This is a genomic window from Klebsiella sp. BIGb0399 (genome assembly GCF_003752615.1).
Classification (GTDB): Bacteria; Pseudomonadota; Gammaproteobacteria; order Enterobacterales; family Enterobacteriaceae; genus Klebsiella; species Klebsiella lignicola.
In genome coordinates this window covers 268,413-282,616 of record NZ_RKHT01000007.1, presented here as the reverse complement: position 1 = coordinate 282,616, position 14,204 = coordinate 268,413, and the positions used below count along the sequence as shown (strand labels likewise).

The window sequence follows — 14,204 nt, the reverse complement described above, 5'->3', positions numbered from 1 at the left end:
ATTTTTCCATTTCTTGACTCCTTTTTTAGGCAATGGTAATCCTGCTTCATCGGTTGAGCAAATGTAAAACCGAAGTATCCTACATGTGAATTATTGGTAACTCTTATTAAAAAAGTCTGAGTGACGCCGGCTCAACCCCGGCGGGAACACGCCTATAAAAAAGAGGGTAATACAATGAATTACCGTAATATTTTTATCGCACTCGCAACAATCTCCGGCAGCCTGGCCGCCTCGGCACAGGCGGCAGAATCCGCGACCGTGGCCTTTTTAATGCCCGATCAGGCCTCCACGCGATATGAGCAGCATGATTTCCCGGGCTTCAAAGCCGAAATGAGCAAGCTGTGCGCGGACTGTAAGGTCATTTATCAAAACGCCAACGCCAGCGCGACGCTGCAACAGCAGCAGTTCAACTCGGTCATCGCCCAGGGGGCGAAGATTATCGTACTCGACCCGGTGGACTCTTCTGCCGCCGCCGCGCTGGTGGAAAATGCCCAGGCGCAGGATGTGAAAGTGATCGCCTATGACCGTCCAATCCCCGGCAAACCGGCGGATTTTTACGTCTCTTTTGATAACGAAGGTATCGGCTACGCTATTTCCCAGTCGCTGGTTAACCATCTGAAAGAGAGCGGCGTGCCAACAGGGGCCGGGGTTCTGCAGATTAACGGCTCGCCGACCGATGCCGCCGCGGGGCTGATCCGCGATGGTATCCACCGTGGTCTGAAAGAGTCGGGCTACGCTACGCTGGCGGAGTTTGACACGCCGGAGTGGGCGCCGCCGAAAGCGCAGGAGTGGGCCGCCGGGCAGATAACCCGCTTTGGCGACAAGATTAAAGGCGTGGTCGCCGCCAATGACGGCACCGGCGGCGGTGCGATTGCCGCCTTCAAAGCCGCCGGCGTTCAGCCCGTCCCGCCGGTCACCGGAAACGACGCCACCATCGCTGCACTGCAGCTCATCATCGCCGGCGACCAATACAACACCATTTCCAAACCGTCAGAAATCGTTGCCGCCGCCGCGGCAAAAGTCGCCGTGGAACTCATTCAGGGTAAGAAACCGCAGGCGAGCACCACGCTGTACAACACGCCTTCGCAGCTGTTTACCCCGGCGGTGATCACCGCCAAAAATATCAAAGCGGAAATCTTCGATAAAAAGATCCAGACCTACGCTCAGGTTTGCAGCGGCGACTATGCCGCCGCCTGCCAGAAATTAGGTATCGAGAAGCAGTGATGTCCCTGCGCCCGTCTTCAGCGACGGGCGTAGTTTCGCCATGATTGAGGTCTCTTTTATGTTGCAAGCACAGTCGCACGAACACACACCAAAACCAGACCATGTCGCCAGCACCAGGCAACCCATTTTGAAACTGAGTCAGGTCTCGAAACACTTCGGTGCGGTCAGCGCATTGACCGATATCGAGCTGGAAGTCCATGCCGGGGAAGTGGTCGCGCTGGTCGGCGATAACGGCGCGGGTAAATCAACGCTGGTGAAAATCCTCGCTGGCGTACACCAGCCCACCGCCGGGACCATTGAATTCGACGGCAACATCATCACCCTCGACAGCCCCGGCAAAGCGCTGGAATACGGCATTGCCACGGTCTTTCAGGATTTAGCGCTGTGCGAAAATCTCGATGTGGTGGCCAACCTGTTTTTAGGCCACGAGATCGCGCCTTTCCAGCTGGATGAAGTTGCGATGGAGGTTCGGGCGTGGACCCTGCTGCAGGAGCTGGCGGCCAGGATCCCGTCGGTGCGCGAGCCGATCGCTTCGCTCTCCGGCGGCCAACGCCAGACCGTGGCGATTGCGCGTTCGCTGCTGATGAACCCCAAAATCATCATGCTCGATGAACCCACCGCGGCGCTTGGCGTCGCGCAGACCGCAGAGGTGCTGAACCTGATTGAACGCGTTCGCGAGCGCGGGCTCGGGGTCATTATTATCAGCCACAACATGGAAGACGTGCGCGCGGTGGCCGACCGGATTGTGGTCCTGCGGCTGGGTCGCAACAAGGGCATTTTCACTCCCGATGCGTCAAACCAGGATCTGGTGGCGGCGATTACCGGTGCGACCGAGAATGCCGTGTCACGCCGTGTCGAACGGAAATCACAGTTACGTTCTACTGAAGTGAGTTAACGTTATGAACAGCAAGATAGAATCTCGCCCTGCCCTGGATCGTAGCGATGAGCGCGTCCGGCACAACGATGGCCTGTTCGGCGTGGTGCGTGCGCAAATCAATCGCATCAGGACCGGCGATCTCGGCACCGCCCCGGTCATCGCCGGCCTGATCGTGATCTCATTGGTTTTCACCTGGCTCAACCCGGTGTTTATCGCCCCCAATAACCTGGTCAACCTGCTGTTTGACTGCGCCACCGTGGGCTTTATTTCGCTGGGTATTGTCTGCGTGTTGATGCTCGGAGAGATCGACCTCTCCGTCGGCTCCATGAGCGGCCTCGCCTCGGCGATAGTCGGTGTACTGTGGGTGAATGCCGGCTGGCCGGTAGCCGCCGCCATCGCCGTCGCGCTGCTGTGCGGCCTGGGCGTCGGCCTGATTTACGCACTACTGTATACCCGAGTCGGGATGCCAAGCTTCGTGGCGACGCTCGCCGGCCTGCTGGCGCTGCTCGGGCTGCAGCTGTATATCCTCGGTCCCAGCGGCAGTATCAACCTGCCCTACGCCTCGCCGTTGGTGCGTTTCGGGCAATTGATGGTGATGCCCGGCTGGTTCTCTCACCTGATGGCGCTGCTGCCCGGACTGGCGATGGTGGTTTTTGGCCTCAAAACGCGGACCCGTCGGCTGGCGGCGAACCTCTCGGCGGAAGCTGTCGGCTCGTTGCTGCTGCGCGCCATTGTGTTAACGGCGATTTTTGAAGCCGCCGTGTTCTATCTAAACCTCGGGCGCGGTGTACCCTGGATCTTCGGCCTGTTCGTGGCGTTTGTAATGGTACTCAACTATGCGCTCAAGCGTACCCAGTGGGGGCGTTCGATGTTTGCCGTCGGCGGCAACCGCGAGGCCGCTCGCCGCTCGGGGATCAACGTGCGGGCCATCTACGTCAGCGCCTTTATGCTCTGTACCACCCTGGCGACCTTCGGCGGGATTCTGGCGGCGTCTCGTCTCGCCTCCGCCAGCCAGCAGGCCGGGACCGGCGATGTGAACCTGAACGCGATTGCCGCCGCGGTCATCGGCGGTACCAGCCTGTTCGGTGGACGCGGTAGCGCGTGGTCCGCGCTGCTGGGGATCATCGTGATTCAGGCAATTTCGAATGGTTTGACGCTGTTGAATCTGCCGTCGTCGCTGCGCTACATCATTACCGGCTGCGTACTGGCGATTGCGGTGATTATTGACTCTCTGGCCCGCCGCTCTCGTGTTTCCCACGGGCGTGCCTGAGTGAACTGAATGCGGTGTGTCCCGGCGCTGACCGTGGCACACCGCGAAAGGCGTTACTTCAGAGTGCTCACCAGCGCCTTGCGGCTGTCTTCCAGGGAGACCACCCGGCTGCACACGTCTTTACCAAACTTCTGGAAATCCGCTTCCTGGTTTTTCCACTCTTCCTGAATCGCCGTTTGCAGGCCGCCGAGACTGCCGAGGATCCCCTGTAACGGGTTGCCGCCGCCTTTCAGCACCGCTTTGGCGCCCATCTCGTTAATGCTGTCCTGCAGGATGCCGCCCATCGCCTGGTTCACCAGCTGCTGACCGTCGGCCCGCACCTGATCGATCGCTTTATAGTGGAAGGTCAGGCCGTCGCTGCGATGTTCGATAACCCGGTTCATCTGGGTTTTAAGCTGCGCGTCGAGCTTGGTCAGGCGGCCATGCATGCTGCTGCTGGCGCCCACCTGTTCGGTGATGATTTTATCCAGCGCCTGACGCCCTTTTTCGACTCTGGTGCGCGCGCCTTCATCAATCCACGGCAGGCTGCTGCGCAAACCGGCCTGATAATCCTGTGCTTGCTCGCGCTGGGCCGCAGTCAGGGTATACGACTTTCCGTTCCAGGTGAGGTTGCCGTCCGGCATTATCACCAGATCGCCGTTCTCCCCTTTAACCTGTACTTTTTGCGGACTGAGGATCACATCGTCACGCGGCGTGACGCTACACTGGTAGTCCGCATGCGCGGACAGAGCGGTAACGGACAATGCCACCGCCAACAGCGTTTTGCGCATCATAAAGCTCCCTTAAGACAAAACGGGTCGGCAATTGCCGACCCTTGTCAAACTTAGTCCCACCAGACGTCAAAAAGTTCGCTGGTGCGTACATCGGCGAGCTGGCGATCTTCCAGCCACTTGCGCACGAGAGCCTGATGCTCTTCCGTGCACTTGCCGATTTCCTGCATGCAGATCAGACCTTCCCAGGAGAGGTAGCCGCTGCCGTCAAACGCCAGCTTGTTCGGCTCAATCACTTCATCGATCAGATCGTTCACGGTCTGGTCGATATGATCTTCAGTGCTCCCTTCTGGGAAACGCCATGCAACGGAAAAACCGATCTCCTGAAACTCATCGATATGCATTTTTTTACGCAGACGACGGCTACGATTTTTTGCCATTATTTTACCCTCTCGAACATTAAGTCCCATACGCCGTGGCCAAGACGATGACCACGCTGTTCAAATTTGGTTACCGGGCGCGATTCCGGGCGCGGTACGTAATCGTTGCTTTCCGACTGGTTACGATAGCCGTCGAGCGATGACATCACTTCCAGCATGTGCTCTGCATAGGCTTCCCAGTCGGTCGCCATATGGAAGACGCCGCCCAGCTTCAGCTTACTTTTAACCAGCTCAGCAAACGGTGCCTGGACGATACGGCGTTTATTATGACGCGCTTTATGCCACGGGTCAGGGAAAAACAGCTGCACCATATTCAGGGAGTTATCCGGGATCATGGTGTGCAGCACTTCCACCGCATCGTGACACATGACGCGCAGGTTCTGGACGCCCTCTTCTTCTGCGGAGGCCAGACATGCCCCGACGCCAGGCGAGTGGACTTCAATACCGAGGAAATTCTGCTCGGGTTTGGCCTTCGCCATCGCCACCAGCGAGGCGCCCATGCCGAAACCGATTTCCAGGGTCACCGGCGCTTCGCGGCCAAACAGCGCGGAGAAGTCGAGTGGCGCTTCGTTGAATTCAACGCCCATCACCGGCCAAATGTTATCCAACGCGTGCTGTTGCCCTTTAGTCAGGCGCCCCTGGCGGCGGACGAAGCTACGAATGCGGCGCAGCGGGCGGCCGTTTTCATCGAATTCCGGAGATATGACGTCGTTTTTCATAAAAGTTAAGTCTGCTTGTGAAAGTGTTCGGAAAACGGGCATTATCCAAAGTTACCCGACGGATGCAAGGGTTTACAGCCTGTCGCCCTTATGCTGCAATCTGCCACCCTGTTCTCGCGATTCCGGAGCTGTACCTTTGACTTTTCTCGCCGCGCAATTTTCAACCCAGGTGTTGGACTGGTACGACAAATACGGCCGTAAAACCCTGCCGTGGCAAATCGGCAAAACGCCTTACAAAGTATGGCTCTCCGAAGTGATGTTGCAACAAACCCAGGTCACAACGGTTATCCCTTATTTTGAACGCTTTATGGCGCGCTTCCCGACGGTGACCGACCTGGCTGCGGCGCCGCTGGATGAAGTCCTGCACCTGTGGACCGGGCTGGGTTATTACGCCCGCGCGCGTAACCTACATAAGGCCGCGCAGCAGGTGGCCAACCAGCACGGCGGTGAATTCCCCCAGACCTTTGACGAAGTGGCCGCGCTGCCCGGCGTCGGGCGCTCGACGGCGGGCGCTATTTTATCGCTTTCTCTCGGCCAGCATTTCCCCATTCTCGATGGCAACGTCAAGCGGGTGCTGGCACGCTGCTACGCGGTTAGCGGCTGGCCGGGGAAAAAAGAGGTGGAGAAGCGTCTGTGGCAGATCAGCGAAGAGGTCACGCTGGCCAACGGGGTCGAGCGTTTTAACCAGGCGATGATGGATCTCGGGGCGATTGTCTGCACCCGTTCAAAGCCCAAATGCGAAATTTGCCCGCTGCATAATGGCTGCATTGCCTATGCAAACCATTCCTGGGCGCAATATCCTGGCAAAAAACCGAAACAGATTATTCCGGAACGTACCGGCTATTTGCTGCTGATGCAGCACGGTAATGAGGTGTTTCTTGCCCAGCGTCCGCCGGTGGGATTGTGGGGCGGATTATTCTGCTTTCCGCAGTTTGAGGAGGAGTCCGCACTGCGTGAATGGCTGGCTCAGCGGCAAATTAAGGCCGATACTCTGACGCAGATGACCGCGTTCCGCCATACTTTCAGCCACTTTCATCTGGATATCGTCCCGATGTGGCTTAAGGTAGATTCATCCGGGTCATGCATGGATGAAGGCAACGCACTCTGGTATAACTTAGCGCAGCCACCGTCGGTCGGACTGGCCGCTCCCGTCGAGCGCCTGTTGCAACAACTGAAAGCCGGGGCGCTGGCATAGCTTTCTGGCGAACAAAGAGGATCACTAATGAGCAGAACGATTTTTTGTACTTTCCTGCAGCGTGAAGCTGATGGCCAGGATTTCCAGCTGTATCCGGGCGAGCTAGGCAAACGTATCTATAACGAGATTTCTAAAGAAGCCTGGGCGCAATGGCAGCATAAGCAGACCATGTTAATCAACGAGCAGAAGCTCAACATGATGAACGTGGAACACCGCAAGCTGCTGGAACAAGAGATGATCAAGTTCCTGTTTGAAGGGAAAGATGTGCACATTGAAGGCTACACGCCGCCAGAAAAATAGTCGTCGTCAGATGACCCTTAAGCACAACAAACACAACGCACACTCCCGGAATGATGAAAAAATATTTAGCGCTAGCGCTCATCGCGCCTTTGCTCGTTTCGTGTTCCAGCTCTAATAAAAAGGGCGCCGGGTATAACGAAGCCTGGGTCAAGGACACCAACGGCTTCGATATTCTGATGGGGCAGTTTGCCCATAACATTGAAAATATTTGGGGTTATAAAGAAGTCCTGCTCGCCGGGCCGAAGGACTACGTCAAATACACCGATCAGTATCAGACCCGTAGCCACATCAACTTTGATGAGGGGACCATTACCGTCGAGACCATCGCAGGTACCGATCCGACCGGCCGTTTACGCCAGACGATCATTAAGACCTTGCTGATGGGCGACGATCCGGGTTCCATCGATCTCTACTCCGACGCCGACGATATTCAGATCTCGAAAGAGCCGTTCCTGTACGGCCAGGTGGTCGATAACCACGGCGATCCGATCCGCTGGGAGTGGCGCGCCTCGCGCTATGCCGACTATCTGCTGCAGACGCGGCTGAAAAGTCGCAGCAACGGCCTGCGCATCATCTACAGCATTACCATCAATCTGGTGCCCAACCACCTCGACAAACGTGCGCATAAGTACATCGGCTACGTTCGTCAGTCGGCGCGGAAATATGGCGTGGATGAGTCGTTGATTCTGGCGATTATGCAGACGGAATCGTCCTTTAACCCGTATGCCGTCAGCCATGCCGATGCGCTGGGCCTGATGCAGGTTGTTCAGCACAGCGCCGGGAAAGACGTCTATCGTTCGCAGGGTAAATCGGGGCTGCCAAGCCGTAGCTATCTGTTCGACCCGGCAAATAACATCGATACCGGCACCGCCTATCTGGCGATGCTGAATAACGTCTATCTGTCAGGCATCGATAACCCGACCTCGCGGCGCTATGCGGTGATCACCGCCTATAACGGGGGAGCGGGCAGCGTGCTGCGCATCTTCTCCAGCGATAAGGTTCAGGCCGCTAACATCATTAACAGCATGACGCCGGGTGATGTTTACTCCACCATCACCAATCGCCATCCGTCCGCAGAATCACGCCGTTACCTGTATAAGGTAAATACCGCGCAGAAGTCCTACCGCCGGAAATAAACGTCCTCCCCACCCGCCCTTTCGCGACCAGAAAGGGCCGGGTATTCCATCGCCCTCGCCTGCACTTCATACGAAAATGTTATTTGCATCACAATTTAATCTGCAAGCTAATCTGGATTGCATTTTTTTGCGGAAGGTAACAAAACATAACCACCGGGGCTGATAGAATCGCATCAAACAGCAACCCTGTATGTAATTAACAAAACAAGAACCCCGCCATTTTGTGAGGAAAATAACATGAACCTTAAGCTGCAGCTTAAAATTTTGTCGTTTCTGCAGTTCTGCCTGTGGGGTAGTTGGCTGACAACACTCGGCTCCTATATGTTTGTGACGCTCAAGTTCGATGGCGCGTCTATCGGTGCCGTGTATAGTTCGCTCGGTATTGCGGCGGTTCTGATGCCGACGCTGCTGGGGATCGTGGCGGATAAATGGGTCAGCGCAAAGTGGGTGTATGCGCTGTGTCACCTGGTGGGAGCCGGTACGCTGTTTATGGCGGCCCAGGTCACCACGCCAGGAGAAATGTTCTTTGTCATCCTGCTTAACTCGCTGGCCTATATGCCAACGCTGGGCTTAATCAATACCATCTCCTACTACCGGTTGAAATCCGCCGGTATGGATATCGTGACCGATTTCCCGCCGATCCGTATCTGGGGCACCATCGGCTTTATCATCGCCATGTGGGGCGTGAGCTTTGCCGGCTTTGAACTGAGCCATATGCAGCTGTATATCGGCGCAGCGCTCTCCATTGTCCTTGCGCTGTTCACCCTGACGCTGCCGCATATCCCGGTCTCGAATCAGCAGAAAAACCAGAGCTGGAGCACCATGCTGGGCCTGGACGCGTTTGCCCTGTTCAAAAACAAGCGCATGGCGATTTTCTTTATCTTCTCAATGCTGTTAGGCGCTGAGCTGCAAATCACCAACATGTTCGGGAACACCTTCCTGCACAGCTTCGATAACAACCCGCTGTTCTCCGGCAGCTTTATCGTTGAGCACGCGTCGGTGATGATGTCGATCTCGCAAATCTCGGAAACCCTGTTCATTCTGACCATCCCGTTCTTCCTGAGCCGCTACGGCATCAAGAATGTGATGATCATCAGTATCTTCGCCTGGATGCTGCGCTTCGGTCTGTTTGCCTATGGCGACCCGACGCCGTTCGGTACCGTGCTGCTGGTGCTGTCGATGATTGTCTACGGCTGCGCCTTCGACTTCTTCAACATTTCTGGTTCGGTATTTGTCGAGAAAGAAGTGCGCCCGGAAATCCGCGCCAGCGCCCAGGGGATGTTCCTGATGATGACCAACGGCTTCGGCTGCATCCTCGGCGGCGTGGTGAGCGGGAAAGTGGTGGAGATGTATACCACCAATGGTATCACCGACTGGCAGCCGGTATGGCTGATCTTTGCGGCATACTCACTGGTGCTGGCTATCGCCTTTATCGCCCTGTTTAAGTACAAACACGTCCGCGCACCGGCAGGCGCACAGGCTACCACCGCGCATTAATACGCCACGGGTAGCGATACCAGAAAGCAACACTATGCAGCGCCCCGCCTTCCCGACGGGGCGTTTTTTTTAAGCCTTCAGCACGTAACCATACAGCCGCTTGATGCCATCAGGGTCCGTTTCACTGTAGACCCCCTGCAATTCAGGCGAGAAACCAGGCAGCATATTGACGCCCTCTTCCAGCGCCAGGAAGTAGCGCAGCACCGGGCCGCCCCAGACTTCCCCCGGCACCACGCACAGCACGCCCGGCGGGTACGGTAACGCCCCTTCGGCGGCAACGCGGCCTTCGGCCTCGCTCAAACGCACCAGCTCAACGTTACCGCGGATAAACTCGCGGTTTGCATCCTGCGGGTTCATCACCACGCGCGGGAAGCTCTGTTTGCGGAACATCTCTTTTTGCAGGTCTTTCACCTCAAAACTGACGTACAGGTCGTGCATCTCCTGACACAGCTCACGGAGGGTATAGTCGCGATAGCGAACCGGGTATTTGTTATAGATGGTCGGCAGTACGTCGGCCAGCGGGGTGTCGGCTTCGATATGCTGTTCGAACTGCGCCAGCATCGCCACCAGTTGAGCCAGCTTTTCGGCGCTCTCGGCAGGGGTGAGCAGGAACAGAATCGAGTTGAGGTCGCACTTCTCCGGCACGATACCGTTCTCACGCAGATAGTGCGCCAGAATCGTCGCCGGGATGCCAAAGTCAGTATATTCACCGCTTTCAGCATCGATGCCCAGCGTGGTCAGCAGCAGTTTGCAAGGGTCGACGAAGTACTGATCCTGGGCGTAGCCTTCAAAACCGTGCCAGCGGGCGCCTGGCTCAAAGCTGAAGAAATGACGTTCAGCCGCGATCTCTTCGGTGGGATAGTCCTGCCACGGACGTCCTGCCACCTGCGGCGGCACAAACGGTTGGATCATTTTGCATTGGGCGATAATCGCTTTACGCGCTTCAATCCCCAGCGCCACGCACTCCGCCCACAGGCGACGGCCGCTCTCCCCTTCGTGGATTTTGGCGTTAACATCCAGCGCCGCAAAGAGCGGGTAAAACGGACTGGTCGAGGCGTGCAGCATAAAGGCGTTATTCAGCCGCTTGTGCGGGCAAAACCGCGCCTGGCCACGCAGGTGGTTATCTTTCTTGTGGATCTGCGAGGTTTGCGAGAACCCGGCCTGCTGCTTATGCACCGACTGCGTGACGAAAATGCCCGGATCGTTTTCATGCAGATCGAGCAGCAGCGGCGAGCAGTCCGCCATCATCGGGATAAACTGTTCGTAGCCTACCCATGCGGAGTCAAACAGGATGTAATCGCAGAGGCTGCCGATTTTATCGACCACCTGACGCGCGTTGTAGACCGTGCCGTCGTAGGTGCCCAACTGGATCACCGCCAGGCGGAACGGACGCGGCGCATCGGCTTTCTCCGGCGCCACTTCCTGAATCAGCTTGCGCAGGTAGCTTTCGTCAAAGCAGTGGTCGTCGATGCCGCCGATAAAGCCAAACGGGTTGCGCGAGGCTTCGAGATAGACCGGCGTTGCCCCGGCCTGAATCAGCGCGCCATGATGGTTGGATTTATGGTTGTTGCGGTCAAACAGCACCAGGTCGCCGCGCGTCAGCATAGCGTTGCTCACCACTTTATTCGCCGCCGAGGTGCCGTTGAGGACAAAATAGGTTTTGTCGGCATTGAAGACCTTCGCCGCGAACTTCTGTGCGTGCTTGGCCGATCCTTCGTGGATCAGCAGGTCGCCGAGCTTAACATCGGCGTTGCACATATCGGCACGAAACACATTTTCGCCGAAGAAATCAAAGAACTGACGGCCTGCCGGGTGCTTTTTAAAGAAAGCACCGTGCTGATGTCCCGGGCAGGCGAAGGTGCTGTTATCCATTTCAACATACTGGGTCAGGGTATCGAAAAACGGCGGCAGCAGACGTTCTTCGTAGCTGCAGGCGGAGGCTTCCAGCTCAAGCCACTCCTGTTCTTTACCGGTGATGACTGCGGTTACGCCCTGTGGCTTTGCCGGGCTGGCATCGCTCAGCAGATAGACGGGCAGATTAAAACCGCTGCGATTAAGCAGCGTGAGGATGCCGCTGCGGCTGTCCGCTTCGGTAATGACGACTGCCGCCACATCGGTAAAATCAGTACTGTCCAGCGCCACCACGCTGCGGTGGGTGGAGAGATGAGAAACCAGCGCGTGGCTGGCGGCAATGTGCATGGATTTCATTAGCGCGAATACCCGTTTCGGGAGAGTAAAAGGCTTCAGGCAAGGCGTTAATGCCTTGCCCAACGAACTGTCAGGGTCTGACTGGATCCCAGCTCCGACCGCCCGACATCAGTAAAAACAGACCGGGTCCGCTCTTACTGTTGTCCTGCAGTGAGCATGCGCTGCCGTCACCGCATGGGTGGCAGGTCATCAGAAGATAGCGTAGCAAGATGAGGCAGCTGATGCACATGTGCGCTGCGGCAGTGGCGATATACAGACGGTGTTAGCATCCCAGCGGCCTCATGGTTGAAGAGAAGAAAATTCGCGCAATAATGTCACCTTTGACATACCCGCGCAAGATGAAATCTGTATGCAATCTGCTGGCATATTCGCAGGCCTTTACCGCACTTTCAGGTCATAATAACGCGGTGATCAGGGACAATGAACAGGAGCTTCACAGTGGTTACAGGACCTTTTATTAACGCCGGCGCGGTCCTTTTGGGCGGTATTCTGGGTGCGCTATTGAGCCAGAGACTGCCGGAGCGGATCCGCACGTCGATGACCTCTATTTTTGGTCTGGCCTCGTTGGGCATTGGTATTCTGCTGGTGATCAAGTGCGCCAACCTGCCGGTAATGGTGCTATCAACGCTGGTGGGAACGCTGCTTGGCGAAGCCTGTAACATGGAAAAAGGCGTCAATACCCTGGTGAGCAAGCTCCAGCAATGGCTCACGCCGAAAGGCAAAACCAAGGCCCCGGTGAATGCGTCGTTTATACAGAGCTACGTCGCTATTATCGTGCTGTTTTGCGCCAGCGGTACGGGGATTTTTGGTGCCATGCGCGAGGGCATGACCGGCGATGCCAGCATACTGATCGCTAAGGCCTTTCTCGACTTTTTCACCGCCACGATTTTCGCCTGCACCCTTGGGTTTGCGGTTTCCGCGATTAGCGTACCGATGCTGCTTATTCAGCTGTCGCTGGCGGCCTGCGCCTCGTTGATTATGCCGCTGACAACGCCGATGATGATGGCAGATTTTACCGCCGTTGGCGGGATGCTGCTGCTGGCAACGGGTCTGCGCATCTGCGGAATTAAGATGTTTGCGGTGGTGAACATGCTGCCCGCCCTGCTGCTGGCAATGCCGATATCACTGGCCTGGACGGCATTTTTCGCCTGAAGATGCGTGCTTTTAATTCGAACTGGTGATAGATTGTGCAGTCTGCATCAAATTGAATAAATTTCGTTGACGCAGCGAGGCGGATCGGTTTTAATGCGCCCCGTTGCCCGGATAGCTCAGTCGGTAGAGCAGGGGATTGAAAATCCCCGTGTCCTTGGTTCGATTCCGAGTCCGGGCACCACTATTTAGAATAACCCGCCTATGGCGGGTTTTTTGCTTTCTGAGAACCGGACTCTCCATCGAACTCCGTTCGATTATTCGCGGGTAAACCGCTCACCCCTTCCGGGGCCAGCGCGACAGGCGCGCTGTTCAACGCCTGCGGCGTTAGTCCGAGTCCGGGCACCACTATTTAGAAGAACCCGCCTATGGCGGGTTTTTTGCTTTCTGAGAACCGGACTCTCCATCGAACTCCGTTCGATTATTCGCGGTAAACCGCTCACCCCTTCCGGGGCCAGCGCGACAGGCGCGCTGTTCAACGCCTGCGGCGTTAGTCCGAGTCCGGGCACCACTATTTAGAAGAACCCGCCTATGGCGGGTTTTTTGTTTTCTGCAATACGGACTCTTCATCGAATTCAGGTCGGCAAACAGCTGGCTGAAGAAAACACCTACGCGTAGGTGTAGGTGTAGGTGTTTTCACTTTCATTGATTAATTTTCAAAGTTGAACACTCTGGCCCAGTCAAAATCACGTGATTTTTCGATGCTATCTGGCCAATTAGAAAACCAATCAGGCTGTTCTCCTATATGTTCAAGCCGATCGAAGCTTGGCATATAAGGCTTAATATCAAGTAATAGTGAACCATTCTCAGCGTCAATATAACTTATATCCTACCTCCCCTTTTTCAATATCCACATAGGTAATTTGGCAACAGGTTAATGCGATAGGATTCGGCCGTTCAGGTGAACGCGTTGCAAATATTCCTACTATATTTGGTGCATGTAGATAAGGGGTGTCTACCGTAAGTACATTACGTGATCTGGAATTATCACAATGATTAAACCACCATAAAACCTGCATGTGGGGAATGCATTCCAATGTTGCCAGCGCTGCACGATACTCTGGTTTTAACACAAGGCGATACATATCTTGATTGACAACAACCTGACCAATCGACTCCATTTTGAGTGTGCTCATAATCCCTCGCTAAAAATTAGCAATTTAATCAGTAGGTTAGTTAAAAACAGCGCTGTAAAATTAGTGTAGGGAAACTTTATAAATGGTGGAAGGATTATTTTTATAAAAAGGCTAACTGAACCCATCTTTTAATAATGGCATACGAGTGATCTTACCCAGCAATAGTGAATACCAGCCGTGGCGGGTAGTACTGTTCTTCATATTATCAGGCACGGCATAATCAGCGTGACAGCATAAGTGGCAAAGGGGAGTCAAAGCTGGGGTTAAGAAGGGAAAGTTCAAAGTGCTTAAATTGAGCCATGATGTTTAGTTATCTCAACTGGTGCATGACGGTATCTCAAAA

General features: G+C 55.6%; 13 protein-coding genes and 1 tRNA gene. 9 read left to right on the top strand and 5 right to left on the bottom strand.

The annotated features are described in order from the left end of the window. The first annotated feature begins 174 nt into the window (after nt 1-174). Genes EDF82_RS15920 through EDF82_RS15910 form a run of 3 tightly spaced genes read left to right on the top strand, consistent with a single transcriptional unit; the run spans nt 175 to nt 3,371 of the window. Entirely contained in the window at nt 175-1,224 is a 1,050-nt protein-coding gene (locus EDF82_RS15920; protein ID WP_123756500.1) for a sugar ABC transporter substrate-binding protein, read from the top strand. 58 nt (nt 1,225-1,282) lie between these two features. Beyond that, a complete protein-coding gene (locus EDF82_RS15915; RefSeq protein ID WP_123756933.1) occupies nt 1,283-2,119 on the top strand; it encodes an ATP-binding cassette domain-containing protein in 837 nt (278 codons plus the stop codon). A 4-nt stretch (nt 2,120-2,123) separates the two neighbouring features. Further along, the gene (locus tag EDF82_RS15910; RefSeq protein WP_123756499.1) at nt 2,124-3,371 is read left to right on the top strand and encodes a sugar ABC transporter permease; all 1,248 of its coding nucleotides are present in this window, start codon (nt 2,124-2,126) and stop codon (nt 3,369-3,371) included. 53 nt (nt 3,372-3,424) lie between these two features. On the opposite strand, the gene EDF82_RS15905 is transcribed toward EDF82_RS15910, so the two are convergent. The 3 genes from EDF82_RS15905 to trmB are packed head-to-tail and all read right to left on the bottom strand — an operon-like array spanning nt 3,425 to nt 5,240. Then, the gene (locus EDF82_RS15905; RefSeq protein ID WP_123756498.1) at nt 3,425-4,144 is read right to left on the bottom strand and encodes a DUF2884 domain-containing protein; all 720 of its coding nucleotides are present in this window, start codon (nt 4,142-4,144) and stop codon (nt 3,425-3,427) included. A 50-nt stretch (nt 4,145-4,194) separates the two neighbouring features. Further along, the gene (locus EDF82_RS15900; protein WP_123756497.1) at nt 4,195-4,521 is read right to left on the bottom strand and encodes a YggL family protein; all 327 of its coding nucleotides are present in this window, start codon (nt 4,519-4,521) and stop codon (nt 4,195-4,197) included. Further along, nucleotides 4,521-5,240, bottom strand: coding sequence for a tRNA (guanosine(46)-N7)-methyltransferase TrmB (trmB, locus tag EDF82_RS15895; RefSeq protein WP_123756496.1), 720 nt, complete (start codon nt 5,238-5,240; stop codon nt 4,521-4,523). The genes EDF82_RS15900 and trmB overlap by 1 nt, the downstream gene beginning before the upstream one ends. A 136-nt stretch (nt 5,241-5,376) precedes the next feature. On the opposite strand from trmB, the gene mutY reads away from it, so the two are divergent. The 4 genes from mutY to EDF82_RS15875 all read left to right on the top strand — a co-directional run bounded on the left by mutY (nt 5,377) and on the right by EDF82_RS15875 (nt 9,368). Next, nucleotides 5,377-6,435, top strand: coding sequence for an A/G-specific adenine glycosylase (mutY, locus tag EDF82_RS15890; protein ID WP_123756495.1), 1,059 nt, complete (start codon nt 5,377-5,379; stop codon nt 6,433-6,435). A 27-nt stretch (nt 6,436-6,462) separates the two neighbouring features. Beyond that, entirely contained in the window at nt 6,463-6,735 is a 273-nt protein-coding gene (locus EDF82_RS15885) for an oxidative damage protection protein (protein WP_123756494.1), read from the top strand. Between the two features lie 50 nt (nt 6,736-6,785). Then, nucleotides 6,786-7,871 carry a membrane-bound lytic murein transglycosylase MltC gene (gene mltC / locus EDF82_RS15880; RefSeq protein ID WP_123756493.1) on the top strand — a complete coding sequence of 362 codons (1,086 nt, stop codon included), beginning with the start codon at nt 6,786-6,788 and terminating at the stop codon, nt 7,869-7,871. 237 nt (nt 7,872-8,108) lie between these two features. Beyond that, nucleotides 8,109-9,368 carry a nucleoside permease gene (locus EDF82_RS15875; RefSeq protein WP_123756492.1) on the top strand — a complete coding sequence of 420 codons (1,260 nt, stop codon included), beginning with the start codon at nt 8,109-8,111 and terminating at the stop codon, nt 9,366-9,368. A 69-nt stretch (nt 9,369-9,437) separates the two neighbouring features. Here EDF82_RS15875 and EDF82_RS15870 read toward each other — a convergent pair whose 3' ends face one another. Next, nucleotides 9,438-11,576 carry an ornithine decarboxylase gene (locus tag EDF82_RS15870; RefSeq protein ID WP_123756491.1) on the bottom strand — a complete coding sequence of 713 codons (2,139 nt, stop codon included), beginning with the start codon at nt 11,574-11,576 and terminating at the stop codon, nt 9,438-9,440. A gap of 438 nt (nt 11,577-12,014) precedes the next feature. On the opposite strand from EDF82_RS15870, the gene EDF82_RS15865 reads away from it, so the two are divergent. Together EDF82_RS15865 and EDF82_RS15860 are read left to right on the top strand one after the other, a co-directional pair. Continuing rightward, nucleotides 12,015-12,728 carry a DUF554 domain-containing protein gene (locus EDF82_RS15865; protein ID WP_123756490.1) on the top strand — a complete coding sequence of 238 codons (714 nt, stop codon included), beginning with the start codon at nt 12,015-12,017 and terminating at the stop codon, nt 12,726-12,728. 105 nt (nt 12,729-12,833) lie between these two features. Beyond that, a tRNA-Phe gene (locus tag EDF82_RS15860) sits at nt 12,834-12,909 on the top strand. A 628-nt stretch (nt 12,910-13,537) separates the two neighbouring features. On the opposite strand, the gene EDF82_RS15850 is transcribed toward EDF82_RS15860, so the two are convergent. Next, a complete protein-coding gene (locus tag EDF82_RS15850) occupies nt 13,538-13,861 on the bottom strand; it encodes a TrmO family methyltransferase (protein WP_199733699.1) in 324 nt (107 codons plus the stop codon). Nucleotides 13,862-14,204 lie beyond the last annotated feature (343 nt).